Here is a 24,862-nt window from a genome sequence, read left to right as displayed (position 1 = left end):
GGGGGATCTGGGCCCGGTGCCCAGTGGCACGGGCGCAGTTCTGCTTCAGCATGTCCGGCAGGACCAAGGCCCGCAAACGGTGTCGGTTGCGTCGGTCCCGGCCCGCACGGCGGTGATATGAAAGGTATATGCGGGCATCGATCAGGCGGTATCCGACTCCGCCGCGTCATCCGCCCACCGGACGTTCGCACGACCGTCGCGCTTCCCTGCTGAACCCGCACAGCGCAGCCGGGCAGGTGTTCCTTCTCCAGGTCGTGATCGTGGTGCTGTTGGTCGTGACTGCGGTGGCCGCCACGCTGTTTCAGGCGGCAAACGACGCTCTGCAGCAGGGGCGCAGGGAGTCGGTCGTCGCGGCCCAGGCGTTCGCGAGTGCCCCCGGTGTCGTCGAGGCGTTCCGCAGCCGGGACCCGGCCGCGGTGCTGCAGCCGCGAGCCGAAGCGGCACGGAAGCGAGCGGGCGTGGATTTCATCGTTGCCGTGAACACAGAGGGAATTCGTTACACGTACCCCTACCCGGAAGAGATCGGGAAGAAGTTCGTCGGCACCTTCGAACCGGCGCTGGAAGGGCATACCGTCATCGAGCAGGCCGGCGGCCCACCGCTACCCGCAGGCAAGGGCACGGCCGTGCAGGCTGTGGTGCCGGTGACCGACTCCCGCGGCACGGTCGTCGGCCTGGTCTCCGCAGGGATCACGGTCAAGAACGTGTCGAGACTGTGGATGCCACAGCTGCCGATCATCCTCGGTGCCGGCGCGGCGGCGCTCGTGCTGGCCACGACCGGTACGACCCTCGTGTCCCGGCGGCTGCGGCGGCAGACGCACGGCATGGCGCCGGCGGAACTGGCGCGGATGTACGAACACCACGACGCCGTCCTGCACGCTGTGCGGGAAGGGGTGCTGATCACTGACGCCGACAGTCGACTGGTGCTGGCCAACGACGAGGCGCAACGACTGCTGGGCCTTCCGGCGGCGGCGCAGGGGCGCCATGTGCGGGAGCTGGGGCTGCCGGAGCAGATCGGGCGCTTGATCATGTCGCCCGAGGCGGTGACCGATGAGGTGCATCTCGCGGAGGACCGCCTGCTGGCGGTGAACAAGCGGCCCACGTTCCCGCACGCAGCCAAGGAAGGCAGCGTGGTGACGTTGCGGGACACCACCGAGCTGGCTGCAGTCTCGGGACGGGCCGAGGTGGCGGGGGAGCGCCTGAAGCTGCTGTATGGGGCCGGGGTGCGGATCGGGACGACGCTGGATGTAAGGCGTACGGCCCAGGAGCTCGCCGAAGTGGCTGTGCCGCAGTTCGCAGACGTCGCCACGGTGGATCTGCTGGATTCGGTGTTGCGAGGATCGGAGCCGACGGCCGAGGGATGGCGGCATCTTCGGCGTGTGGCCGTCAGCGGCGAGCGCCGGATGATGCCGGCGTATCGTCTCGGGGAAGTGATCACGTACCTGCCGGGGGCCCCGCAGATGCGGACGCTGCCGGAGGGACGGGGCGTGCTGGAGGCGGACCTGCGGCAGGAGCAGGATCCGGATCGCGCTCGAGAGGCTCTGGAGCGCGGGTTGCACGCGCTGGTCACCGTGCCGCTGCGGGCGAGGGGAGTGCCGCTGGGCGTGGCGAACTTCTACCGGACGGGTGATTCCCCGCCGTTCGAGCCGGAGGACGTGTCCTTTGCGGAGGAGTTGGCCGCGCGGGCAGCGGTGGCCCTCGACAACGCCCGGAGGTTCACCCGGGAACACGCGATGGCGGTGACGCTGCAGCGCAGTCTGCTGCCGCGGGGGCAGCCGGACCAGGACGCACTGGAGGTGGCCTGGCGATATCTGCCGGCGGAGGCGGGGGTGGGCGGAGACTGGTTCGACGTCATCCCGCTGCCGGGCGCTCGAGTGGCGTTGGTGATGGGCGACGTCGTCGGTCACGGGGTGCACGCCGCGGCGACGATGGGGCGACTGCGCACCGCGGTGCACAACTTCTCCACGCTCGACCTCCCCGTGGAGGAGGTGCTCGGGCACCTGGACGACCTGGTCGTACGCATGGACAACGAGGAGAGCACCGGCAGTGCCGCGGAAGGACACGAGGGTGAGGGCGTGACCGGTGCGACGTGTCTGTACGCGGTCTACGACCCGACAGCGGGGAAATGCACACTGGCCCGGGCGGGACACCCCGACCCGGTGGTGGTGAGTCCGGACGGGACCGTCACCTGTTCCGACGCGCCGGCATCGGTCCCGCTCGGCTGGGAGGCCACCCCTTCGAAACCGCCGAGTTGCACCTGCCCGAAGGTTCACAACTGGTGCTGTACACCAACGGCCTGGTCGGGGACCGCACCCGCGACCTGGACGTCGGGCTGGACACGCTGCGTCGGGCGTTGGACGGGACCGGGGGGCGTACTGCGGAGGAGACGTGTCAGGCGGTGATCGATGCGTTGAAGCCGGCGCACCCCTCCGACGACATCGCGCTGCTCGTGGCGCGCACCCGACTGTTCCCGCCCTCGTGCGTGGCCGAGTGGGACGTGCCGTCGGACCCTGCGGTGGTGCCCTCGGTGCGGGCGCACTGCACGCAGAAGTTGCGGGAGTGGAGGCTTGAGGACATCGGATTCACCACGGAGCTGATCGTCTCACCTTCGCCAGAACAGGTGGTGCGTCACGCCGCTCGGGCTGGGCACGACCTCAAGGTGGAACCGGTCGAGCAGCTCATCGGGGGACTCCCAGAGCCGTAGACCGGACCCGAGCTTCACCGGCGAGACCGCCACGTGCATGGTGTCGATGAGGTCGGCGTCCAGGAACTGCCGGATCGTGGTCACCCCGCCGCCGAGTCGGACGTCCTTGCCCTGCGCCGCCTCCCGCGCCTGCTCGAGGACCGTGGCCGGCCGGCCGTCGACGAAGTGGAACGTGGTGTCGGAGAGCGTGAACGAAGGACGCTTGTGGTGGGTCATGACGAACACCGGGGTGCGGAACGGGGGCTCGTCACCCCACCAGCCGCGCCACTCATGGTCGTGCCAGGGCCCGCGCTGGGGCCCGAACTTGTTGCGGCCCATGATCTCGGCGCCGATGTTGCGTGCGTAGTCCCGCGTGAAGTAGTCGTCGAGGCCCCGGCTCCCCCCGGGGTCGGTGCGCATGGGCCAGCTCGCCGTGGCGCCGGCCCAGGCGAACAGCCTCTCGGGGGAGGCGTGGCCGAACGGACTCTCGAAGCTCTGGTCCTCACCGGCACCGATCCCGTCACTCGAGACGTTGAAGTTCTGAACTCTCAGTAGCTGAGCCACGTGTTCCTCCTGTGTTGCCGACAACGGTGGTGAGACTCTCCGGGCCGGGAAACTCATCGCTGCGCTCGTGACTGGCGAGAAATTGGGTCACCTGATTAACCCATTCGGGGCAGCAGTGCGACCTCATGGCGATGCGGGCGACTCGCTCGAAGGATCCCGCCACCCGTACGGAGGTGACGGACTCAGCGGCGGATGCCTGAGCGCCAGTCCGGGGTCCGAGACCGCCGACCGGCCACGACTACCTCGGCCCCGTCCCCGGCGACCGGCCGGTGTATGCCCTCCGGCTCGCCGCCGACGCAGTGTCACTCGTCCGACGCGCCGTGGTACAGAGCCGAAAACTGACGTCCGCCCCCACGCCTTCCAACGGCTTGCGGGCTTGCCCAGGCCATCACCTCTGCCGGGTGGGATCAACGGCCTTGAGTCGCTCGATCACCTGAGCCAGGGAGATGGTGAAGTCATCGAGCTGCCCCGGAGGCATGTCCGCGAACAGTGCGGCGGCCAGGTCGTCGTGTCCCCCGCGGAGCCCGGCGGTGACCTCGCGCCCCCTGCCCGTGAGGGAGACGAGGGTCGCGCGCCGGTCGGTCGGGTGGGCCTCACGGACCACCAGTCCGTTCTCCTGCAGCGCGTCCAGAAGCCCGGTGACGTTGCGGGGCGTGACTCCCAGCCGACCGGCCAGCGCCCGCTGAGTCATCGGCCCCTCGTGGAACAGGGCCCACAGCACACCGGCGCGTGCCGTGGTCAGGCCGTGTTCGGCCACCCCGCGCTGCACCATGGCGCCCAGCACCTCGGCCAGCTCGAAGAGCCGGTCCAGTGAGACTCTGGCGGAAGAGGGTCGCTTCGGCATATCGTGAAGTGACTTCACTATGTAGCACCTCCGCATATCAGAGTAGCCCAGCGACGTCGCAGGGATGCTGCCGCAGAGGGAGACGGTCACCATGACCCAGCGCATCAAGCACCCGGTCTTCGCCCGCTTCTACGCCAAACCGGCCGCCCCGGCCCTGAAGAAGGCCGGCGTCACCGAACACCGCCGTCGGTTGCTGGTCGGCCTGTCCGGCGAGGCCATCGAGGTCGGCGCAGGCAACGGACTGAAGGGTTCTGCGGCCGGGCGGCCGGCTGCGGTTCTTCGAACACGTCCGGGCCGACTCGCCCGCAATGCGGCGCGTCCAGCGCGGGCTCGACGCCGCGGTCTGGCCCCGGCTGACGGGCGGCTGCCACACCGGCCGTGACACTCAGACGGCCATCACCGCCGCCGGCTTCACCGTTACCACTGTCGACCGGTTCCCCTTCCTGCCACCCGGATGCCCTCACCGGCCGGCACCCACATCCTCGGCACCGCCGAACGCCCCTACCCGGAAGGCACTCGATGACCACCTCGGACGACACGGCACAGTCCGTCCCGCTGGCGGACATGACCGCAGCCCACGCCTCGGTCACCCTCCTGGAACGCCTGGCCGACAAGCTCGGCGGCCGGGCCTCGGTGACCGCCGTCTACGGCGAGCCCGTGGTCAGCGAAGGCATCACCGTCATACCGGTCGCCGAGGTCGGCTTCGGCTTCGGCGGCGGCGCGGGACGCGAAGTCGGCAAGGACAAGACCGGCGAGGGCGGAGGAGGCGGCGGCGGAGCGGGGGCCCGGCCCATCGGGTTCATCGAAATCAAGGAGGGCACCGCGACGTACAAGTCTCTCCGGGATCCATGGGCGGACGTCGTCCTCCCACTCGCCGCCCTCCTGGTAGGCACAGTCCTCCCGCGTCTCGCCCGCCGCCTCGCCAAGCGCCGCATTCGCTGAGCTTGTCCTACCTTCCAAGCGCGGGTTTGAGACGGTCATCCGTTGCGGGACTGCTGTGCTCATCGGCCTTCTGCTCAGCCACAACGCGCCGATGGTCTACCTCACCGGCCTCGCCGTTCACCAGGCATCGGCCGCCTACCGGGGCCAGGCAAACGGACGTGAAGGATGCCTTCGTCATCGCGGATCAGGCCCGTATGCGCAAGGACTTCGGCGTGCTCCGGCCCGGTGACGAGAGTCAACTGCATCGGATGTCTTGACCTCAATCGCGCAGGGCCCGCTGCCGCAGGTCCATATCGGCTTACGGCTTGATGTCGTACAGGACGTTGAAAGGGTCGTCCGCCGTGGAGCGGGCCACGTCGCTGAAGCCTGCCTCGGCGCACATACTGCGTACGACCGCCTCGGGCATACCGCACGTTCCCAGGGCGGCTCCGCCGCTCGCGAGGGACGTGGTCATGCAGTAGAACATGCTGAACCCGTAGAACATCGTTGCGACGGGGCCCACGTTGTCCTCGGGGCGGTCCCGGCAGTTGATCTCGAGCATCAGGTAGTCGCCGTCGTCCTTGACCGCAGCCCTGATGGCGGAAAGAAGCTGCTTCGGTTCAGCCGCGTCGTGGATGACGTCAAAGGTGGTGATCAGGTCGTAGCGCCCGGGAAGCCCCTGGGCGACATCCATCGTTTCGAAGGTCACCCGGTCGGCCACGCCGGCCTTCTCCGCGTTCTGCCGGGCACGTTCCACCTGGCCCGGGAAGTTGTCGAAGCCCGTGAAACGCGAGCGGGGAAACGCCTTGGCGAGCACGATCAGGGCGCGGCCCGCGCCGCATCCCACGTCCGCGACATCGATGCCCCGTTCCAGCCCCTCGACGACGTGGGGGAAGGCGCTCAGCCAGTCCTCGACCATCACGCTCTCGAACCAGCTGCCGGTGAAACGGCTCATGCCGTCCCACAGGATGTCCGGGTAGTCGCTCTGTGGTACCCCGCCGCCACTCCGGAACATCTCGCACAGCCGTTCGTACGGTGCCAGGGTGCCGGGGATCATCTGGTAGACGCCGCCGAGGAACATGGGCCCTGATTCGTCGGCCAGGGCGGGGGCGTGTTCGGCGGGAAGGGCGAAGCGCCCGGGCTCCGGTTCCTCCAGATAGCCCGCGGCGGTGAGCCCACGCAGCCACTCGCGTACGTAACGCTCGTTCAGGTCCAGACGGTCCGCAAGCTCCTGGCTGCCGGCGGGGCCACTGGTGGCAAGGTCCTTGAACAGGCCCAGCCGGTCGCCCAGATGGCACAGACCGATCGTCATCGCCCCGCTGAGGTCCCCGAGCGCCTTCGCCATGAAGGCTTCGACCTTTGCCTCGTCCAACTCGCGCGGTGCCGCCATGATGTCCCTCCTGGCAAGTCGAGCACGATCGCGGAGAGCGACCGCCCCGGCAAGCCAAACACCGGGCCGCGCCCCGTGTCCGCCCGCCACGACGGGCCGTTGGCGAACTCCACTCCCCGGGCGGCGTCGGCGAGCGGCACGCGCGCACATACGACGGCGCGGCAGCCGCACGGTCATCCCCGCCCAGCCGAGCGGCAGGCGCGTCAACTGCCTGCGCGAGGTCCGTGGCCAATCAGGCTGTGCCTCGGCCGCTGGTGCCGGACGGGGCTCGCCTGAGTGTGGCGATACTTGATGTCCCGTGAGGTGCCGGCCTCGGCCGACTGCAGACGCCCAGCGTGGCGTGCTCAGTCCAGGGCGTCCAGCGCGGCGAGGATGTCGGTCGGTTCGGCGCGGGTGGTGTAGTCGGTGGTGACGAAGGCCCAGCGGATGATGCCAGTGCGGTCGATGACGTATGTGGCGGGCAGCGGGAGGGTGCGCGAGTGGCCGTCGTTGACGCGTTGGAGATCGAAGCCGAGCTTGTCGTAGACGGCGGCGAGGTCGCCGGGGAGGTCGAAGGCGAGGCCGTACTGCTTGGCGGTGTCGGAGCCGAGGTCGCTGAGGACGTCGAAGGCGAGGTTGTGCTTCTCGGTCAGGGTGAGGGACTCGTCGGGGATCTGTGGGGAGACGGCCACGAGGCAGGCGCCGCGTGCGGTGATGGCGTCGTGGTGTTGTTGGAGGGAGTGCAGGGCGATGTTGCAGTACGGGCACCAGGCGCCGCGGTAGAAGGTGAGCACGACCGGGCCGTGGGCGAGCAGGTCGTCCAGGGCCAGGGTCTGTCCTGTCGCGGAGGGGAGGCTGAAGAGCGGGGCCTGGGCTCCGGCGGTCAGGGCGCGGTCGGCCTGGCCGGAGTCGGCCAGCTCCTGGCCGGCCCGACGCATGATCTCCCGGATCTCTGCGGGGATCTGCTGCTGGCGGGCTTCGTAGAAGGCGCGCAGCTCGGCGTCGAGGGTCATGGACGGACTCGTTCTGGTGGGCCGGTTGTCGTCTCGGCCGCTCCGGTATCTCGGAACGACCGTTTCAAGATAACGATTGGGCGGTATCTTGGAACCCTCATTTCAAGATGGCGGGTGAGCGATGCCGGACATCAAGCACTTCGATCCGGACACCGTCCTGGAAACGGTGATGCGGCTGTTCTGGCAGCAGGGCGTGGCCTCGACCGGGATCCAGGACGTCGTGACGGCGACGGGGCTCAACCGTTCCAGCCTGTACGCCACCTTCGGCGGTAAGCAGGAGCTGTACCGCGCCGCCCTGCGCCGCTACATCCGGGAGCGTTCCGAGCCTGCGTTCCGGAGGCCGGCGGACGACGGCCGTGGGTTGCCCGCCGTCTCCGAGTTCTTCGCCGGACTGATCGAGGCGCGTTGCTCCGGCCCGTACGCGCGCTGGGGCTGCATGGTCTCCAACGCGCATGCCGGCCCGGAGAACGGTGATCCCGACGTGCGGGAGGCCCTCGACCTGCACCACCAGCGGCTGCGGGGCGCCTTCCGTGAGGCGCTCGTCACCGCCCGCGCCCAGCACCAGATCGCTCCTTGCGCCGACCTCGGTGCCGCGGCCGACGTGCTGGCGCTGCTCGCCTATGGCGTGAATCTGCGCTCGCGTGCCGGGGCCGACGCCCGGGACCTGGCGAAGACCGTGACCGCGGCTCTGGACTCGCTCCGCCCCGCATAACCGGGCTGCCGCCTCGGCACGTTCGCACCCGGTGCCCGCAGGCGCTGAGCGGGGTCAGCCGTCAGAGGTCCTTGACGGGCCGGTCCAGCAGCCCGGGGCCGAAAGGGCCGCGGAGTGTGATGCCTCCGCGGCCCTCGGCGGTGTGCGTGTGCCGGTCAGTGGCTGCCGGTAAGTTCGCCGCTGAGCGTCTTGTGGATCCGGGCGCTGGGCTCGTTCAGCCCAGTGATCTCGACGGTCTTGCCGCGCTGGGCGTACTTGGTCTCGATGGCGTCGAGGGCGGCGACGGAGGAGGCGTCCCAGATGTGGGCGGCGGACAGGTCGATGACGACCTTGGCGGCGTCGGTGGCGTAGTCGAACTGGCCGACGAGGTCGTTGGAGGAGGCGAAGAACAGTTCGCCGGTGACCCGGTAGACGACGGTGGCGTGGTCGGGGTCGGTGACGGCGGTGACCTCGGCGAGGTGGGCAACGCGCTTGGCGAAGATGACCATCGCGGTGATCGAACCGACGACGACGCCGATGGCGAGGTTGTGGGTGGCGACTACACAGGCGACGGTGACCACCATGACGGTGATCTCCCCGGCCGGCATCCGCTTCAGCGTCTTCGGCGCGATGGAGTGCCAGTCGAAGGTGGCCACCGACACCATGACCATCACGGCGACGAGCGCGGCCATGGGGATGTCGGAGACGACCGGCCCGAAGACGATGCACAGCACCATCAGGAACGCGCCGGCCAGGAACGTCGACAGCCGGGTACGGGCACCGGAGACCCGTACGTTGATCATCGTCTGGCCGATCATCGCGCAGCCGCCCATGCCGCCGAAGAAGCCGGTGACGATGTTGGCGACGCCCTGGCCGACGGACTCGCGGGTCTTGGAGGAGTGGGTGTCGGTGATGTCGTCGACCAGCTTGGCGGTCATCAGCGATTCCATCAGGCCGACCAGGGCCATGGCGACCGCGTAGGGGGCGACGGTGGTCAGGGTGTCCAGGGTGAACGGCACGTCCGGCAGGCCGGGGACGGGGAGGGAGGACGGCAGGGCGCCCTTGTCGCCCACGGTCGGCACCGCGATCCCGGCCGCGACCGTGAGGACGGTGAGGATGACGATGGACACCAGCGGCGCCGGGACCACCGTGGTGACCTTGGGGAAGAACACCATCAACGCCAGCCCGGCCGCGAGCAGTGGGTAGACCGGCCAGGGCACGTCCGTCATCTCCGGCACCTGGGCCATGAAGATGAGGACGGCGAGGGAGTTGACGAAGCCGACCATCACCGAGCGCGGCACGAACCGCATCAGCTTCGCCACCCCGAGCGCGCCGAGGGCGATCTGGAAGACGCCGGCCAGGATGACCGCCGCGACGAGGTAGCCGAAGCCGTGCTCGCGGTTGAGGGGGGCGATGACCAGGGCGACGGCACCGGTGGCCGCGGAGATCATGGCCGGTCGGCCGCCGACGATCGCGATGGTCACCGCCATGGTGAACGAGGCGAACAGGCCTACCGCCGGGTCGACCCCGGCGATGATCGAGAACGAGATCGCCTCGGGGATCAGCGCCAGGGCGACCACGAGACCGGCCAGCACCTCGGTGCGCAGCACCTTCGGATCGGACAGCCAGGACGGACGCCGGGAGCCGCGCATCCACGCGGCCGGGGACAGTGCGGAGGAGGACAAGACGTAAGGAACCTGTCGTGCTCGGGCACGCCCGGCATCACTGCGGGCGCGCAGGAAGGCGTGGCTGGCCGGGGCGGCCAGCCACCAAGTCCGCGAGCGGCGGACGGAAGTCAGTGGGCAGCAGCGAAGCGACCCGTGAGGGAGCCGGGCGCTGCTTGGGCGCGAAGGGTCACGACGGGCAGGCAGCGGCGCCGGGCATCATGGGCATGCGCACACTCTCTCCTGCGGACCACGGTCTTCGCCGGGGGCGTCGTCGGCCCCGACACGGCTGATGGTCACAGGACGGCATCCCGCACCATGGGAACGGGCACGGCAGGCAGCCGACCCGGCACCAGGACTACTCTACCCTAACGTTAGAGTAGAGATTGGCGGCGGCCGTTCGCGGCCGTGGCGAGAGACGAGGAAGGCACCCGGCGTGAGCAGCGAGCACATGCAGATCGGCGAGGCCGCCGCACGGACCGAGCTGTCGCTGCGCACGATCCGACACTACGAGGAGACCGGCCTCGTCATCCCCTCCGCCCGCTCCCAGGGCGGCTTCCGCCTCTACACCGAGGCCGATGTCGCCCGACTGATGGTCATCCGCCGTATGAAGCCGCTCGGCTTCACCTTGGACGAAATGCGTTCCCTGCTGGAGGCCACCGACCGCCTCGACTCGGGCGAAGAACTGCCGTCCGAGGAACGCGAGAAACTGCTGGACCGGATCCGCGGCTTCGAGCAGGCCGCCCAGCAGCGGATCGAGGACCTGCGCACCCAGCTGTCCCGCGCCGAGGAGTTCGCAGCCACGCTGGTCGAGCGCCTCACATGGACTCCCACGCCCTGAAACAGCACTCGAAGTACGCGACGGACTGTCCGGTGCGGTGGCTCGCGAGCCGGACATCGACGTCGCCGCAACCACCGGAGACGGCACCGAGACGCCGGCCATGGCGCGGCAACACCCGCCCGAAGCGCTCGAAGCAAGGTTCACCTGGTGCCTGGGCGCCGGATCCTGCAGGCCCAGGGCGCGGGCCAGGCGCCGCTGCTGGGCGGCCTGGGGCAGGCCCAGGGCGCTTGCCTTGGTACCGGGAGGCTATCCGGCTTCGTCGAGCAGACGGGCCGGGTCCAGGACGGTGATGCGCCCGCGGGCCAGGCGGAGCAAGCCGCGGTCGGCGAACTCGCGCAGAACCTTGGTGCAGGTCTCGCGGGAGGTACCGGCCAGCGCCGCGAGCTGCTCGTGGGTGAGGGCGATCTGGGGGTGGCGGGCACCCGGCCGGAGTTTGCCGGCGGGTGTGTCGATGCGGGTGGCGAGGGCGTCCATCTCCGGCTCCGGCAGGTCGCGGAAGATGTCGACCTCGGAGATGCACCAGGTGTGGCCCGGATCGTTGACGTCGTCGTGGTCGATCATGCGGTGGGTCTCCTCCCGTCGGCCGGGGGCCCAGGGCGGGGGCGCGGCGCCCCAGGCGGGGACGGCCAGCGCGTCGGCGCCCAGGGCCAGACAGTAGGGCACCGCGGTGCCGCCGGGGTGCTGCCGCGTTGGGCAGCACCCTGCGGCAGCGGGCCGGGGCCGTCCGGAGCTGCGGGCGGAATCGACGTCATCGCCCGGCCGAGCCAGTGCGTTTGCCCATCACCTGGGCAATGCAGGAGTAGGCCAGGCCGGCCAGCAGCCCGAACACCAGGTGGCCGCCGAGGCTGGAGCCGGTGACATCATTCCACTCGAAGACGGGCATGCCCATGTTGGCGGGCATGATCCACAGGGCGCCGAGGACCCACCACACGGCGCCGTAGCCGAGGCCGAGCACGACGGCCGGTGCCATCCTCTGGGCGTACTGGCCCAGCAAGCTGCCGAAGCCGGTGCCGGCGAAGAGGGCGATGCCCAGGTGGATGAGCCAGCCGACGAAGGCGTTGGTGGAGCCGAGCAGGCCGGCGACCATGGTGATCATCGCGGTGTCCATCATCGGCTGGGAACCGACATCCAGATGCCGAACCCGATGCCGCCGACCACCCCGACTGCAGCACCCCAGAGGGCATGGACCGGGACGACAGCGGTCTTCGGGGATACGTGGACGGTCGTTGCCATGATCGTCACATCCTCTCGTGCGGCGGGGATCTCCAATACGGTCTCGACGCTAGAGCTGTCGGCATGTGCAGGTATGTGAGGACGCTTACGTACCGGCCGGTAGAAGCCTCGGCTGTCAGGCGGACTTCTCGGCGATCAGCAGAGCGTAGCCGAGGGCGCCGTCCGCGACGGCGGCGCGGGCGGCGGCCAGCGCAGCCGGGGCTGCCGCCAGGTCCACCCCGGCCTCGGCGAGCTTGTGCGCGGCGGTCAGCTGAAGCAGGTCCAGCCGTGCCTGAATCTGGTCGATCATGCGGGTCATGGCGTGGTCGTGTCGTTCGATGCGGAGGGTGTGCAGCCCGGCGGTGGCCAGGATCTGGGCGTAGTCGGCGAGCGCGGGCGTCGGCGATGCAGGCGATCCGCGCGGCGAGCGCGATCAGTTCGGGCGGGAGCCGGTCGGGGACGACGGTGACGTCGGTGAGGCCGAGTCGGCCGCCGGGGGCAAGGACGCGGGCGAACTCGGCGGCGGCCTGGGTCTTGTCGGGGAAGGCGCACAGGGCGCACTCGCACACCACGGCGCCGAGCAGCCCGTCCGGATAGGGGAGGTGTTCGGCGTCGCCGGTGGTGAAGGCCACCCGCTCGGCGAGCCCGGCGGCCTGGGCCGCGCCCTGGGCGAGGGCGGTGTTGGCAGCCGCGTAGTCCACGCCGTCCACCCGTACGCGATACGCATCGGCGAGGAGCAGGGTGGTCGTCCCGCGGCCGGAGGCGACGTCCAGGACCCGGCTGTCGGTAACAAGGCCGAGGTGGTCGGCGAGGCGACAGGTGAGGGTGGTGCCGCCGGGGTGGTAGGAGTCGCCGAGCAGCAGCGCGACGACGTCGGAGGAGTACGCGGCGGCGCAGCAGACTTTCACCTCGTCACCCGCTGACCGCCGAGTGCTGTGGTCCGTCATCGTGCGCTCTCCTCGACGGCGGGCTCGGGCCCGTTACCACTGCGGGCGGTCCTGGAGCCGTAGGGGGTGTCGGTGAGCCGGCCGGCCAGTGGCAGCGCATTGGGCGCGACGTCGGCCACGGGGACGCCGGACATCTGCGCGCGGATCTGTTCGCGGTATCCGACGGAGTTGTACGCGCAGAACGGGATCAGCTGCCCGTCCGGGGTGACCTCCTCCACGCAGCACTTCATCAGCTGCTTGACGTTGAGGGTGTAGGGGTCCTGGAAGTCCTGCACCACGATCATGAACGCCTTGTCGTTCAAGTCCTTGACGGCGGACGGCAGATCGATGCCGCAGGTTCCCCCACTGCCGAAAGCGTGGGAGGTACCCCAGCGCAGTCCAGTGCCTCGGCGGCGGCGTGCAGCTTCTCCTCGGTCGTGGCCGTGCCCATGAACGCCGAGGCGGACCACAGCTTCTCCAGTGCCTCGCGGATTCCGTCGTCGGGCAGGACGCGGTGGGTGACGTAGCCGAGGTAATCCTCGACCTGGAGCAGCCGTGGGATGGGGACGACAGTGCGGTTACCGGGCTCGCCGTCGACCAAGAGGTAGGTGACGGAGCGGCAGGTCGGGAAGCAGCAGGGGACCGGGAGGAAGTCGCCCTTGGTGAACCAGCCCGGCAACTGCTCGCTGATCAGCCGGATCACGTCAGGGTTCGTGAGCCGGTTCAGCGGATCGAACGGGACGTGCCGACCGGAGTGGGTGACCGGCTGGAAGGCCACCGACCGGACGGCCGGGTGGTCGATGCCGAACTCGATGGTCGCGCCCAGCTCGTGTTCGTTCAGACCGCGCTCGACCGCGGCGACCAGGGTGACGGTCGGCCCCTCGGCGGCGCACTGGTCCAGCGCCCGCTGCTTGAGCGCGCGCAGGTCCCGGCCGCGGATCTCATGATGGGTGCGCGCGTCGAACCCGTCGAACTGCAGGTAGACGGTGACCGACGTGCCCGGGACACGGTTGCGTACGCGCGCGGGCCGCTCCACCGCCGGCCCGCGCGCGTACGCCTGCGCCGCCAGCCCGCTCCACACCAGCGACAAGGCCGTGTACAGCCACACCGGGGTGGCCGCGCGATCGAGGCCGGGCCAGGAACCACAGCCCGCACACCAGCTCGCCGACGATCAGCACGACGGCCAGCACTGCCCCAGCGACGCCGTGCACCAGCCCGTACGCGGACAGGATGTCCGGCATCCGGTCGAACGAGGCGAGCTGGCCGACGGCCATCGCTGTGTGGATCGCGCCGAGCGTCAGTCGGAGCACCATGCCCGCGACGCTACGGCCGTCCGGCGGCCGGGAACTGTAAGCGCGCTCACCGAACCCACCGCGTGCCTCTACCGGCGGTCGGTCCGGGGCTCGGTCTCGGCCTTGATCGTCGCGAGGGAAGCGGCGACCGTCGCCTCCCAGCGGCGTGCCACCGCCTGCCCTCAGCGCCCGCCCAGAGCCCATCCGTCGGTGCTCATCTCACCCTCGTACACCAGCCGGGTGCCGGATGCCTGCTCGCCCAGCTGGAAGGACTCGACGACCGCGGGCACCGGCCCGCGCACCAGGCGGAAGTCGACGCGCTCCGGTCGGCTGAAGCGCACCGTCTCCACCGTGACCGCCCTCAACCGTCCGCCTGCCACAGGGGTGTAGTGCTCGGCCAGCACCAGGTCGCTGCCGCGCTCGAGCACGTTCAGCTTCTCCCGCATCGCATGCGGGGTGCGGCCGAGATACGGGCGGGCCACCATGTTGAAGACCAACTCCTGGGGTGCCGCGATGTCGACGGTCTGCGGGCCGAGCGGGCTGGTGCGCCGACCGACGCCCACATCCAGGGACACCGCCCCGCTGACCAGGCCCAGGTAGCCGGCCGGCCACCAGTCCGCCTCCAGCTGCTGCCCCAACCGCCACTCGTCCGCGCCATGGCATCATCGCGCCCTCTCTGCCGTTTGTGTCTTCGCGTCGTACTCCTGCCGGAGACGCTACGGCCGACTGGCGCGCTGATCGGCGAGCGTGCCCACGTTCCTGCCCCGGGTCGGCCGCATACCGTGGGCGCAGTACCCCGCACGCGCGCACGGACTGCCCCGACAAGGCCGCCGCCAACCCGCTCACCTACATCGGCAAGCGGCCCATCCCGCCGTTCCAGACCCCGATGTCCGTCACGACCCCGGTGGCGATCGCCATGCGCAGCGCAGCCGCCTGTCGCACGGCCTCGGGCGCATATGACAGTGGCGGGCCGGCTCCCTGGAAGGAGGCCGGCCCGTCGACGCATCCGGTTGGGGCGGTCAGCCCTGGCGGGCCTTGAAACGGGGGTCCTTGTGGTTGATGACGAAGGTCATGCCCCGTCGGCGCACCACCTGGGCGCCGGGCTTGGCCTTGAGCGAGCGCAAAGACTTGCGCACCTTCATGGGTGTCCTTTCGTTGGGCTCTCTGGCTCCGGCCGCCCTGAGCGGTGGCCCCGGGCCGCATGGCCGTCCTGCCGCTCGAGCGTCCGCGGCGAGTCGGCGGTCGGGCCGGTGAGGAACACCTCGCCCGCGGCTCGGTCGCGGAAGACGACCGGGCGGGAGGCGGATGGAGGCCCGGCCTCACGAGATGTCCTTTCTCGGGGCCGTCCGCCGATCGGCGCAGGCCGTTGGTCCTACCTCTCCTCGCGGAAGAGAACGTGCTGCCCGGCCACCGGGTCGTACTTGCGCAGAACCAGCCGGTCGGGGTGGTTCAGACGGTTCTTGCGCGTCACATAGGTGACACCGGTCCCGGCCGCCGACTTCAGCCGGACGACGGGACGCGCGGTGCTGCGTGCCATGAGGCTCTCCTTTCACCGACTGACAGGCACTCCCTTGATCAGCGCATGCCAGCCAGGCGGTAGAAACAGCGGGCCGTACCGGGACATTCCCCCGCCCGACGGAAGCGGCGCTCACGCGGTCGCGTCGCCCGCTGCAGGAGGCCCTGCGGTCAGTCCGTGCTGCTGTCCTCCTCGACCGGTGGCATGAACGCGCGCAGCCACCGTTCCGTCTGGGCGACGTGCGCCTGGGCCGCGCCGGCCGCCGAAACGGGGTCGCGGTCGGCGATGGCTGTGGCCAGGACGCGGTGGTCCTCGTCGCTCTTGCTGCGCAACCGCGGGCCCTCAGGCAGGGTGAAGACCTGGTACTTGCGGGAGCGGGCGCGGAAGACCGCCAGCAGGGACGCCAGGGTGGGGTTGCCGCCCACGCGGGCGATCTCCGCATGGAAACGGTGGTCGAGTTCGGAGGCCTTGGCGGGGTCGTCGGTGGACTCCATCTCCTCGATGAGGGAGAACAGCGTACGCACCGTCTCGGGCGTGCAGCGGGCCGCGGCCTGGGCGGCGACGTGAGCCTCCAGCACGCGCCGGATCTCGTAGACCTCCAACAGGCCGGGCAACGGCAGGAGTTCCAGGGTCAGCGAGAGGCTGCCGATGACGTCCTCGGGCCTGAGCTGGGAGACGTACGTGCCGGAGCCGTGCCGTGGTTCGATGACACCCAGGGCGGCCAGCATCCGTACCGCCTCGCGCAACGACCCCCGCGAGACGCCCAGTTCCGCACAGAGCTCGCCCTCGGGCGGAATGCGCTCACCCGGACCCAGACGTCCCGTCGCGATCATGTGCCGTAGGCCGTGGAACGCCTTTTCGACTGCGGACATCCGACCCCTCTTCCTCCCCTGGCGGACCGTCGGTGTCGCCGGAGCGCCCCTGGGCACTGTAGCGAGTCGTCACATGTCTCGGACGTATCGACCAGAAGTCATCTGATGACTTTCACTGTACGACCCTTGTCGCCACCAAAAAACCCATGCCAGGATGCCGAGTCATCATACGTGTCCCGCGGAGGGTCTGATTTCTGCGGCCTCGTCCAACCCGGCAGATGTGGAGTCATGTGAGCGAGACAGAGGTGACCACCGCGCCGCGTCCCCTGCTGCTGGCCGACGGCCGGCCCGCCGCCCGCGCGTGGTCGCTGGACCCTGCCCTGAAGCACCTGAACCACGGTTCGTTCGGGGCGGTTCCGCTGGTGGCGCAGGAGCGGCAGGAACTGCTGCGCGTGGAGATGGAACGCTCACCTGTGGTGTGGTTCCCTGCGCTGCCGCAGCGGATCGCCGCCACTCGTGTTGACCTCGCCGCCTTCCTGCACGTCGCCGCCGACGACCTCGCCCTGGTGCCGAACGCCAGCGCCGGCGCCAGCGTCGTGTACGGCGCCCTCAGCCGTCGCCGCGGCGGGGAGATCGTCGTCACCGACCACGGCTACGGGGCCGTGACCATGGGCGCCGAGCGTCTGGCCCGCCGCTGGGGCGGTCGGGTGCGTACCGCCCGGGTGCCCCTGGACGCGGACGAGGACCGGGCGTGCGAGGCCGTGTTCGCCGAGCTCGGCGAGGCCACCGACCTCGTCGTCGTCGACCAGATCACCTCGGCGACCGCACGCAGGATGCCGGTGGAACGGATCGGCGCGGAGGCACGCCGCCGAGGCATCCCGGTGCTGGTCGACGGCGCGCACGCGCCCGGCCTCCTCACCGCCCCGCTCGCCGACGCGACGTACGACTTCTGGGTCGGCAACCTGCACAAGTGGGGCTGCGCCCCGCGTGGCACCGCGGCCCTGGTCGCCCGCGGCCCGCTGCGCGATCGGCTCCACCCCCTGATCGACTCCTGGGGGGCAGCCGATCCATACCCCGACCGCTTCGACCAGCAGGGCACCATCGACGCCACTGCCTACCTGGCGGCACCTACCGCGCTCGGCTTCGTCGACCGCACCTGGGGCTGGCCCGCCGCCCGCCGCTACATGAACGACATGGCCGACTACGGTGCCCACGTGATCGGCGCTGCCTTCGCTGAACTCACCGGCACGGACAGTCGCGTCGACGTCGGTCTGCCGGTGCCCGGCATGCGCCTGGTGCGACTGCCGGAGGGCCTGGCCGCCAGTCGGGTCGAGGCCGACGCGCTGCGCGACCGGGTGGCCCGCGAACTGGGCGTGGAGGCGGCCTTCACCAGCTTCGGCGGCACCGGTTACCTGCGGCTGTCCGCCCACGTCTACAACACCGCCGCCGACTACGAGTACTTCGCCGAGGAATGTGTCCCCGCCCTCGGCGAGTGGGCCCGCACGGCCCACGAACAGCACCGCGCGCCGTAGGGCGCACCCCCGTCCCCACGCCGCAGCCGGCGCGGCCGTCATTCAAGGAAGAACCAGGGAAGAGGTCAGCACGATGAGAAGAAGGACGGCAGCTCTCGCTCTCGGTACAGCCGCCGCGATGCTCCTGACCGGCTGTTCCACCATGAGCCCCGACGCGAGCGGAACAGTCACCCTCAACATGGTCGAGAGCCTGACCAATCCGACGCGCACCGATCTGCTGCAGGACCTGATAGCCGACTTCCAGCAGCAGAACCCGAAGATCAAGATCAACCTGATCTCCCCGCCGACCGAACAGGCCGACCAGAAGCTGCAGCAGATGCTCCAGTCCGGCAGTGGCGTGGACGTCCTGGAGGTACGCGACATCACCGTCGGGCCCTGGTCGAACAACGACTGGCTCTACGACATGAAGAAGGACCTCGACGGCTGGAAAGGCTGGCAGGCCATGACGGAGAACGCCGTCAAAGCCGCACAGGACGCCAAGGGCAGGACGTACTTCATTCCGTACGGCTTCTACGGGCTGAGCCTCTTCTACCGCACCGACCTGATCGACAAGGCCGGCTTCAGCAAGCCGCCCGCCACCTGGGAGGAGCTGCTGCAGCAGGCCTCCGCCGTCCACGACCCGTCCCAGCGCCGCTACGGTTACGCCTTCCGTGGCGGCGCCAACGCCAACAGCAACGCCACCGCCGTCATCGAGGCGTACGTCGCCGACCAGGTCGACCCGGCCAACGGCTACAAGCTCAAGAACGGCCGCACGATCTTCTCCGCCCCCGAGGCGCAGGACGCCCTCGAGACCTACCTGAAGCTCTTCCAGCAGGCGTCCCCCAAGTCGTCGGTCTCCTGGGGCTATCCGGAGATGGTCGAGGCCTTCTCCAACGGCTCCACGGCCTTCCTGCTGCAGGACCCCGAGGTGATCGCCACGGTCTCGCAGTCCAAGTCGATCTCGCAGGGCCAGTGGGACACCGCTCCGCTGGTGGCCGGTCCCGGCGGTAAGACCGTCCAGCCGCTGGCCACCGCCGGGTGGGGCATCGCGAAGGGCAGCACGCACAAGGCCGAGGCCGTCAAGCTGGTCGAGTTCCTCTCCCAGGGCGAGGCGTCGACGACGTTCACCAAGAAGAACAGCCTGGTGCCGATCCTGAAATCGGCAACCGGCGACCCGTTCTACAAGACGGGCCCCTGGTCCAGCTATGTCACCATGACCGAGCATCCGGAGAAGTACCTGGTGGTGACCCAGCCGCGCGGGGTGGCGTGGTGGACCGAGTGGGAGCAGAAGGCCGACGCCGACGTCCAGAAGCTGATCCTCGGCAAGGCGACGCCCAAGGAGCTGCTGGCGGGCTGGGACGCGTACTGGGCCGAGAAGTGGCTGCAGGAGCAGTAGCCATGTCCGTCGCGTCCACACCGGCGAAGACATCGCAACCCGGCACCGGCGACGCCTCCCGCAAGGGAGGCGTCCCCCAAGGAGGCCGCCGCAGGCGGGAGTTCACCACCCGGCGCGGCCTGCTGATCGCCGCCTTCATGGCGCCGGCCGCGGTCTTCGTGGCGGTCTTCACGTACTACCCGATGATCGCGGGCGGCCAGATGGCCTTCCGCAACTGGAAGTTGACCGACCTGACCGACACCTCCTGGGTGGGCCTGAAGAACTTCCGTGACGTCTTCGCCGACCCGGCCTGGGGGACCATACTGGGCAACACCGCAGTCTGGGTGATCGGCTCGATCGTCCCGCAGCTGGTGATCGGCTTCGCGCTCGCCCTGTGGCTGCGCCGCAGGTTCCGCTTCCGTGGGCTCTACCAGGCGCTGGTCTTCTTCCCCTGGGCGATCTCCGGATTCCTCATCGGCATCCTGTTCCGCTGGTTGTTCAACAGCGAGTTCGGCGTCGTCAACGACCTGCTGGAGAAGGCCGGGCTGATCGACGAGCCGATCGCCTGGCTGGCGGATCCGGAGACGGCGATGGTGGCGGTGCTGATCGCCAACGTCTGGTACGGCGTCACCTTCTTCGCGATCATGATCCTGGCCGCCCTCCAGTCGATCCCCGATGAGCTGTACGAGGCGGCCGCGTTGGACGGCGCAGGCAAGGTGCGCACACTGTTCCGGATCACGATCCCGTACATCCGAACCACGCTGGTACTGACCGTGCTGCTCCGGGTGATCTGGATCTTCAACTTCCCGGATCTGATCTTCGGCATGACCGGCGGCGGACCGAACAACGAGACGCACATCGTGACCACCTGGATGATCAAGATCACGCAGCAGGGCGACTACGGCAGGGCCTCCGCGCTCGGCCTCCTCGTGGTGGCCGCGCTGCTGGTGTTCGCCGTGTTCTTCCTCCTGGCCACGCGTGAGAAGAAAGGGGTGAGGTCGTGATCGGCAAGGAGACCGCGGCCGGCCGAGCCGTCAAGTTCACCTTCCTGGGGCTGTGGCTGGCCTTCACCGTCTTCCCTCTCTACTGGATCACCGCGACCTCCTTCAAGGCGCCCGGCGACATCTTCCATTTCCCGATCGCCTACTGGCCCGAGCACCTGTCACTGGAGAACTACAGCGGCCTGTTCGCCACGGCCGACTTCGGGACCTACCTCACCAACAGCCTCCTCGTCGCCATCGTCGCGGGCGCGGTGGCCACGGCGATCTCCATGCTCTCGGCATACGTGCTGGCCCGCTTCGAGTTCCGCACCAAGTCCGCCCTCCTCATGGCGGCCCTGGTCACCCAGATGATCCCGTCGTTCATCGCGCTGGGACCCCTCTACCTGCTGATGACCGACCTGAAGCTGGTCGACAACCGCCTCGGCCTGATCCTCGTCTATGTCGCCGTGTGCATCCCGTTCTGCACGGTGATGCTGCGCGGCTTCTTCGAGAACATCCCGGACGCACTGGAGGAGGCTGCCATGATCGACGGTCTGTCCCGGTTCGGAGCGCTGTTCCGGGTGCTGCTGCCGGTGATGCGTCCGGGCATCGTGGCCGCGTTCATCTTCAACTTCGTCAACTGTTGGAACGAACTGTTCCTGTCGGTGACGCTGATGAACAGCGACAGCAACAAGACCGTCCCCACGGCCCTGAACGGCTTCATCTCCAGCTTCAACATCGACTGGGGCTCGATGTCCGCGGCCGCCGTACTGACCATCCTGCCCACGATGGCGCTGTTCGCCTTCGCCAGTCGTCACATCGTCCAGGGACTCACGTCCGGTGCGGTGAAGGGGTGAGGGGCAGACCTGCCCGATGCGTGTTGTGCAGTGCCGCTGTAACCGATCGGTAACTGCTGAGGTGAGGTGAACCGGGGAGCCCGTGGCCACGTATAAGCGACTGAAGGTGATCACAGCGACGTAGTGGCCAGGTCACCCAACAGCTGTCTCTGTGGAGCTCAGGAGCAACGGTGGACACCTCGAAGCTGACCAGTCACCAACCTCTGGCCCTCGGGCTGTTTCGTCTCGTGATCGGATTTCTCTTCGCCTGTCAAGGGGCGGCGACCGTGTTCGGCTTGCTGGGCCGCAAGGCGACCGACGCGGGTGAGTGGCCCTACTGGTATGCCGGGCTGATCGAGCTGGTCTGTGGGGTGCTCGTCATGGTCGGCCTGGGTACGCGTTCCGCTGCCTTCCTGAGCTCGGGCGCCATGGCCTACGCCTACTTCACCGTCCACCAGAAGGATGGACTGTTCCCGTTGCAGAACGGCGGCGAGAGCCCGGCTCTGTACTCCTGGGCCTTTCTTCTGCTCGTCTTCACAGGGCCTGGAGCCCTGTCAGTGAGCGGTCTGCTCCGCGCTCGTCGCCCCGCAGATGCACCACAGCCCAACCCTTCGTCCGTCTGACTCCGCGTTCACGCGGGAGTGTCCACATGGGGCCGCCCCGCCGCGACGCGAAGGGTGGCAACCCCCTCCGTCTTCTCGGCATCGCCTGGCGAGGAGTACCCCCTCGGCTCCCCGCGAACGTTGCGCACGCGCTCGTAGACGCGTATGTGCTGTTCCTGTCTGGCGGGTCGTAGTACCTAGCCTTCTGTTATGCGAAGCCTGATCGTGCGAGATTCAGGGCGAAGTGCGAACTCGGGCCACACATCCGGTCCACAGGCCCGTGAGCCAAGCCCGTGCTGGGCCGCGTCGATGATCAGGTGACTGGTCGTCGTATCTGGAAGCTCAAAGGGGTGTCCGGCTTGTGTGATCTGCTGGGGGGTGTGGCGGCTGAGCGTGAAGCCGGGGCGACGTCCGTGTGTGTCGGGGATGGCCACGATGCGCAGCACCTCGGTGTCGCCGCTCGCCAGCGTCAGTCGGCGCAGTTGGGAGCGGTGCCCGGTCTCCTGGGGGCGGGCGTAGTCGACCGAGAGGTCGCCGATGGTGGAGGAGAAGTGGCCCGTGCGTGCCGCGCGGAGACTGTCGGGGTAGGACTCGAGCGGGCCGAGTCCGAACCACTCGGCGCCGTCGACGGGTGCCGTGCCGTCGGGCAGGTCGAAACGGATCCCGATCCGCGGCCACACCGTCCGCCAGCCGCCCGAAGGCTCGATCTCCACGCGCAGTTCCAGTTCGTCGTCTTCGAGTGACCAGACCGACTCCACCATGACCGACAAGGCGGAGTTCGCCGCGGAGACTTTGTCGGTGGTGCGCAGGGCATCCGCGGTGCGCTCCAGCGATATGCGTCGCGTGGTCAGCCGGTGGAGACCGTCGCGACGCCACAGGTCGGCGTTGGACACCCCGGCGATGCTGGCGTCGCTCTCCTCGACTCCGTCGGACGGGCTTTCGTCGTTGTCCGTCGGCGCACGGAAAAGTTCCAGCCGCGGGCCGGTCGCGGCCCGGCCGGCGAGGCGGACGAGGGATCCGTTGGCGAACTCGGCGATTCCGAGCGTCAGCGTTCCGTCGCCCGGCTGCCAACCGGTCCGGAGCCGGACAGCAGGAACGGGACGAGGTATCGAGCGGTCCAGTTGGGCAGTTGCGATCACATGCTCTTCGGGTGCCCACGGGGTTCCGGCTGCCAGCACCGCGTCGATCGTGAGCCATGTTTCGGCGTCCGGGGAGACCGGGATCTTGGGCAGCGGCACCCGCTGCGACTCGCCCGCCGTGACGACGGGGACCTCCAAGGCGCCGGAGTCCACGGGTGTTCCGTCGTGCTCGACGCGCCAGCGGAAGCGCAGGTCGGACGTATCGGCCGAGTGCCGCAGGTTCGTGATCGCGACTGTGTCACCGTCGAAGACGAAACGGACCGGCTGTACGACTGCCTTGTACTCGTGGAGGCTGGGCGTCGGGACGTCGTTGCTCAACAGCATGCCGTCCATCACGAAGTTGCCGTCGTGCAAGACCTCTCCGAAGTCGCCGCCGTAGGCGTAGTACGGCGTCCCGTCCGGGGCCGTGGTCAGGATGCCGTGATCGCGCCACTCCCAGACGAAGCCGCCGTGCAGCCGTGGATACTCATGTACCAGCGCCTCGTACTGGTCGAGCGCTCCCGGCCCGTTGCCCATCGCGTGGGCGTACTCGCAGAGCAGGAACGGCTTGGTGCGCTGCCGGGCGCTTTGTGCGGGAGTGCAGTTCATCAGTGTCGAGCGTGCGCCTTCGGTACCGAGCTGTTCGGTCTCGAGCACCGTCGCGTACATGCGCGAGTAGATGTCGGTGTATTCGCCGGTGTAGTCACCTTCGTAGTGCACGGGGCGTCCGGCGTCGCGGGCGTGGACCCACGCCGACATGGCGGCGAGGTTGCTGCCGGTTCCCGCTTCGTTGCCGAGCGACCAGATCACGATGCTGGGATGGTTCTTGTCGCGTTCGACGGTGCGCTGGATGCGGTCCAGATATGCCGCGCGCCACGCCGGGTCGTCGCTCGGATTGCCGGCCCAGTCGACCTTGTCGAAGCCGTGCGTTTCGAGATCGCATTCGAGGACGACCCAGAATCCGAGTTCGTCGGCGAGGTCGAGCAGTCGGGGATGCGGTGGGTAGTGGCTGGTGCGGATTGCGTTCACGTTGAACCGCTTCATGCGGGCCAGGTCTGCGCGGGCGTGCTCCTCGTCGAAGACGCGGCCGCGCTGGGGATGGACCTCGTGGCGGTTCACCCCGTGGAACACCACGCGGCGGCCGTTGACCAGGAACCGGTCGCGGCGGATCTCGACCGTGCGGAAACCCACCCGCAGGGCGATGCTCTCTGCGGCCGTTGACACGGTGGCGTCGTACAGGCGAGGCTGTTCGGCCGACCAGGGCTGCACGCCGGCGACGTCGAGGGGGGCCACATCGGCCGCCGTCGCCCAGACCTGCTCGATGCCGAGTTCAGGGATGCGCAGGGTGACCGGGAATGCCGCCGCGTCGGCGGTGACCTCCGGATCGATGTGCCCGTGCCCGTCGTCGAATCCGGTCCGCAGCCAGACGTCCTCAATGCCTCCGGCCGGCCGGGTGATCAGGGTGACATCGCGGAAGATGCCCGGCAGCCACCACTGGTCCTGGTCCTCGACGTAACTGGCCGCCGACCACTGGTGCGCCCGCACGGCGACGACGTTGTCACCGGTGCGTACCGCGGACGTGACGTCGAATTCGTGGGCGAGCCGGCTGCCACTGGCGCTGCCGATCTCGACACCGTTCACCCACACCTTGAAGAGGGACTCGACACCGTCGAACCGCAGCACGACACGGGCGGCATCCGACCAGTCGGCGGGTATGTCGAAGTGGCGGCGGTAGTCACCGGTGGGGTTCTCGTCCGGGACGTGGGGCGGGTCGATCGGGAACGGGAACTGTATGTTCGTGTAGATCGGCCGACCATAGATTCCGTCGCCCTGGAGCACCCAGTGGGAGGGCACCGGAATGCTGTCCCAGCCGTGGTCGTCGAAGCCTTCGGCCGCGAAGTCCTCCGCCACCGACGCCGTGGGCGACAGACGAAAACGCCAAGGTCCGTTCAGCGAACGAGAGGGGGCATCGGAGTGCAGCCACGAGCGCGCCGGGCGCAGTGCGCCACGCCCTGGTGCGGTGTCCGAAACATACGCAGAAAGCTCGGAGGACAAGAGGTCACAACTTTCGTGGTAGCAAAAAGGGAAGCTCGTT

The 24,862-nt window shown here is 69.1% G+C and carries 24 protein-coding genes and 4 pseudogenes; 11 read left to right on the top strand and 17 right to left on the bottom strand.

The features are described from left to right. Nucleotides 1–128: 128 nt before the first annotated feature. A pseudogene (locus ACKTSN_RS01680) lies at nucleotides 129–2,635 on the top strand (SpoIIE family protein phosphatase); the annotation flags it as partial. Here the strand turns inward: ACKTSN_RS01680 and ACKTSN_RS01675 are convergent. Together ACKTSN_RS01675 and ACKTSN_RS01670 are read right to left on the bottom strand one after the other, a co-directional pair. Continuing rightward, on the bottom strand, nucleotides 2,600–3,244 hold the full coding sequence (locus tag ACKTSN_RS01675; protein WP_409467426.1) for a dihydrofolate reductase family protein: 645 nt from the start codon (nucleotides 3,242–3,244) through the stop codon (nucleotides 2,600–2,602). The pseudogene ACKTSN_RS01680 and the gene ACKTSN_RS01675 sit on opposite strands and share 36 nt — an antisense overlap. 388 nt (nucleotides 3,245–3,632) lie before the next feature. Further along, complete coding sequence (locus ACKTSN_RS01670; RefSeq protein ID WP_409467425.1) at nucleotides 3,633–4,088, bottom strand: MarR family winged helix-turn-helix transcriptional regulator; 456 nt, start codon at nucleotides 4,086–4,088, stop codon at nucleotides 3,633–3,635. Nucleotides 4,089–4,179: 91 nt separating this feature from the next. Here ACKTSN_RS01670 and ACKTSN_RS01665 point away from each other — a divergent pair, with 91 nt between their 5' ends. From ACKTSN_RS01665 to ACKTSN_RS47515, 3 genes and pseudogenes are all read left to right on the top strand, one after another. Continuing rightward, the gene (locus ACKTSN_RS01665) at nucleotides 4,180–4,470 is read left to right on the top strand and encodes a hypothetical protein (RefSeq protein WP_409467424.1); all 291 of its coding nucleotides are present in this window, start codon (nucleotides 4,180–4,182) and stop codon (nucleotides 4,468–4,470) included. 137 nt (nucleotides 4,471–4,607) lie between these two features. Then, complete coding sequence (locus ACKTSN_RS01660) at nucleotides 4,608–5,030, top strand: spore germination protein GerW family protein (protein WP_409467423.1); 423 nt, start codon at nucleotides 4,608–4,610, stop codon at nucleotides 5,028–5,030. 46 nt (nucleotides 5,031–5,076) lie between these two features. Continuing rightward, nucleotides 5,077–5,263, top strand: a pseudogene (locus ACKTSN_RS47515) (IS110 family transposase); the annotation flags it as partial. 65 nt (nucleotides 5,264–5,328) lie between these two features. Here the strand turns inward: ACKTSN_RS47515 and ACKTSN_RS01655 are convergent. Together ACKTSN_RS01655 and ACKTSN_RS01650 are read right to left on the bottom strand one after the other, a co-directional pair. Then, nucleotides 5,329–6,399: a methyltransferase domain-containing protein gene (locus tag ACKTSN_RS01655; protein WP_409467422.1), complete on the bottom strand. Its 1,071-nt coding sequence runs from the start codon at nucleotides 6,397–6,399 to the stop codon at nucleotides 5,329–5,331. 344 nt (nucleotides 6,400–6,743) lie between these two features. Continuing rightward, nucleotides 6,744–7,391 (bottom strand): peroxiredoxin-like family protein, encoded by a 648-nt coding sequence (locus ACKTSN_RS01650; RefSeq protein WP_409467421.1) that lies wholly within the window; start codon nucleotides 7,389–7,391, stop codon nucleotides 6,744–6,746. Between the two features lie 121 nt (nucleotides 7,392–7,512). On the opposite strand from ACKTSN_RS01650, the gene ACKTSN_RS01645 reads away from it, so the two are divergent. Then, entirely contained in the window at nucleotides 7,513–8,103 is a 591-nt protein-coding gene (locus ACKTSN_RS01645) for a TetR/AcrR family transcriptional regulator (RefSeq protein WP_409467420.1), read from the top strand. 155 nt (nucleotides 8,104–8,258) lie between these two features. Here ACKTSN_RS01645 and ACKTSN_RS01640 read toward each other — a convergent pair whose 3' ends face one another. Further along, nucleotides 8,259–9,767, bottom strand: a complete 1,509-nt coding sequence (locus ACKTSN_RS01640) for a SulP family inorganic anion transporter (RefSeq protein WP_409467419.1) — start codon at nucleotides 9,765–9,767, stop codon at nucleotides 8,259–8,261. Between the two features lie 415 nt (nucleotides 9,768–10,182). Here ACKTSN_RS01640 and ACKTSN_RS01635 point away from each other — a divergent pair, with 415 nt between their 5' ends. Then, nucleotides 10,183–10,587, top strand: a complete 405-nt coding sequence (locus ACKTSN_RS01635; protein ID WP_409467418.1) for a MerR family transcriptional regulator — start codon at nucleotides 10,183–10,185, stop codon at nucleotides 10,585–10,587. A gap of 246 nt (nucleotides 10,588–10,833) precedes the next feature. On the opposite strand, the gene ACKTSN_RS01630 is transcribed toward ACKTSN_RS01635, so the two are convergent. The 11 genes and pseudogenes from ACKTSN_RS01630 to ACKTSN_RS01580 all read right to left on the bottom strand — a co-directional run bounded on the left by ACKTSN_RS01630 (nucleotide 10,834) and on the right by ACKTSN_RS01580 (nucleotide 16,405). Beyond that, nucleotides 10,834–11,250: a helix-turn-helix domain-containing protein gene (locus tag ACKTSN_RS01630; protein ID WP_409467417.1), complete on the bottom strand. Its 417-nt coding sequence runs from the start codon at nucleotides 11,248–11,250 to the stop codon at nucleotides 10,834–10,836. A gap of 85 nt (nucleotides 11,251–11,335) precedes the next feature. After that, the gene (locus ACKTSN_RS01625) at nucleotides 11,336–11,683 is read right to left on the bottom strand and encodes a hypothetical protein (RefSeq protein WP_409467416.1); all 348 of its coding nucleotides are present in this window, start codon (nucleotides 11,681–11,683) and stop codon (nucleotides 11,336–11,338) included. A 252-nt stretch (nucleotides 11,684–11,935) separates the two neighbouring features. Further along, nucleotides 11,936–12,118: a hypothetical protein gene (locus ACKTSN_RS01620; RefSeq protein ID WP_409475116.1), complete on the bottom strand. Its 183-nt coding sequence runs from the start codon at nucleotides 12,116–12,118 to the stop codon at nucleotides 11,936–11,938. A 199-nt stretch (nucleotides 12,119–12,317) separates the two neighbouring features. Then, nucleotides 12,318–12,746 (bottom strand): annotated as a pseudogene (locus tag ACKTSN_RS01615) (class I SAM-dependent methyltransferase); the annotation flags it as partial. Then, complete coding sequence (locus ACKTSN_RS01610; RefSeq protein WP_409467415.1) at nucleotides 12,743–13,048, bottom strand: hypothetical protein; 306 nt, start codon at nucleotides 13,046–13,048, stop codon at nucleotides 12,743–12,745. The pseudogene ACKTSN_RS01615 and the gene ACKTSN_RS01610, both read right to left, overlap by 4 nt. Beyond that, a complete protein-coding gene (locus ACKTSN_RS01605) occupies nucleotides 13,045–13,833 on the bottom strand; it encodes a hypothetical protein (protein ID WP_409467414.1) in 789 nt (262 codons plus the stop codon). Before ACKTSN_RS01605 ends, ACKTSN_RS01610 begins: the two co-directional genes overlap by 4 nt. 366 nt (nucleotides 13,834–14,199) lie before the next feature. Then, the gene (locus ACKTSN_RS01600; RefSeq protein ID WP_409467413.1) at nucleotides 14,200–14,655 is read right to left on the bottom strand and encodes an SRPBCC family protein; all 456 of its coding nucleotides are present in this window, start codon (nucleotides 14,653–14,655) and stop codon (nucleotides 14,200–14,202) included. Nucleotides 14,656–15,036: 381 nt separating this feature from the next. Beyond that, complete coding sequence (gene ykgO, locus ACKTSN_RS01595) at nucleotides 15,037–15,159, bottom strand: type B 50S ribosomal protein L36 (protein ID WP_409467412.1); 123 nt, start codon at nucleotides 15,157–15,159, stop codon at nucleotides 15,037–15,039. Between the two features lie 59 nt (nucleotides 15,160–15,218). Then, a pseudogene (locus ACKTSN_RS01590) lies at nucleotides 15,219–15,340 on the bottom strand (type B 50S ribosomal protein L31); the annotation flags it as partial. A 49-nt stretch (nucleotides 15,341–15,389) separates the two neighbouring features. Beyond that, on the bottom strand, nucleotides 15,390–15,554 hold the full coding sequence (gene rpmG / locus ACKTSN_RS01585; RefSeq protein ID WP_409467411.1) for a 50S ribosomal protein L33: 165 nt from the start codon (nucleotides 15,552–15,554) through the stop codon (nucleotides 15,390–15,392). 149 nt (nucleotides 15,555–15,703) lie between these two features. After that, nucleotides 15,704–16,405: a FadR/GntR family transcriptional regulator gene (locus ACKTSN_RS01580; RefSeq protein WP_409467410.1), complete on the bottom strand. Its 702-nt coding sequence runs from the start codon at nucleotides 16,403–16,405 to the stop codon at nucleotides 15,704–15,706. Between the two features lie 230 nt (nucleotides 16,406–16,635). Between ACKTSN_RS01580 and ACKTSN_RS01575 the strand changes: the two genes are divergently transcribed. The 5 genes from ACKTSN_RS01575 to ACKTSN_RS01555 all read left to right on the top strand — a co-directional run bounded on the left by ACKTSN_RS01575 (nucleotide 16,636) and on the right by ACKTSN_RS01555 (nucleotide 21,670). Further along, nucleotides 16,636–17,877: an aminotransferase class V-fold PLP-dependent enzyme gene (locus ACKTSN_RS01575; protein ID WP_409467409.1), complete on the top strand. Its 1,242-nt coding sequence runs from the start codon at nucleotides 16,636–16,638 to the stop codon at nucleotides 17,875–17,877. A 73-nt stretch (nucleotides 17,878–17,950) separates the two neighbouring features. Beyond that, nucleotides 17,951–19,252, top strand: a complete 1,302-nt coding sequence (locus ACKTSN_RS01570) for an ABC transporter substrate-binding protein (RefSeq protein WP_409467408.1) — start codon at nucleotides 17,951–17,953, stop codon at nucleotides 19,250–19,252. A gap of 2 nt (nucleotides 19,253–19,254) precedes the next feature. Then, the gene (locus ACKTSN_RS01565) at nucleotides 19,255–20,235 is read left to right on the top strand and encodes a carbohydrate ABC transporter permease (RefSeq protein WP_409467407.1); all 981 of its coding nucleotides are present in this window, start codon (nucleotides 19,255–19,257) and stop codon (nucleotides 20,233–20,235) included. After that, a complete protein-coding gene (locus tag ACKTSN_RS01560; protein ID WP_409467406.1) occupies nucleotides 20,232–21,068 on the top strand; it encodes a carbohydrate ABC transporter permease in 837 nt (278 codons plus the stop codon). Before ACKTSN_RS01565 ends, ACKTSN_RS01560 begins: the two co-directional genes overlap by 4 nt. A gap of 170 nt (nucleotides 21,069–21,238) precedes the next feature. Continuing rightward, complete coding sequence (locus ACKTSN_RS01555) at nucleotides 21,239–21,670, top strand: DoxX family protein (RefSeq protein ID WP_409467405.1); 432 nt, start codon at nucleotides 21,239–21,241, stop codon at nucleotides 21,668–21,670. Between the two features lie 176 nt (nucleotides 21,671–21,846). Here the strand turns inward: ACKTSN_RS01555 and ACKTSN_RS01550 are convergent, their stop codons facing one another. Beyond that, on the bottom strand, nucleotides 21,847–24,822 hold the full coding sequence (locus ACKTSN_RS01550) for a glycoside hydrolase family 2 TIM barrel-domain containing protein (protein ID WP_409467404.1): 2,976 nt from the start codon (nucleotides 24,820–24,822) through the stop codon (nucleotides 21,847–21,849). Between the last annotated feature and the right edge of the window lie 40 nt (nucleotides 24,823–24,862).

Origin of the sequence: Streptomyces flavusporus (assembly GCF_046267975.1) — a bacterium.
GTDB classification, from domain to species: Bacteria; Actinomycetota; Actinomycetes; order Streptomycetales; family Streptomycetaceae; genus Streptomyces; species Streptomyces flavusporus.
This window is presented reverse-complemented; position numbering and strand designations above follow the sequence as displayed.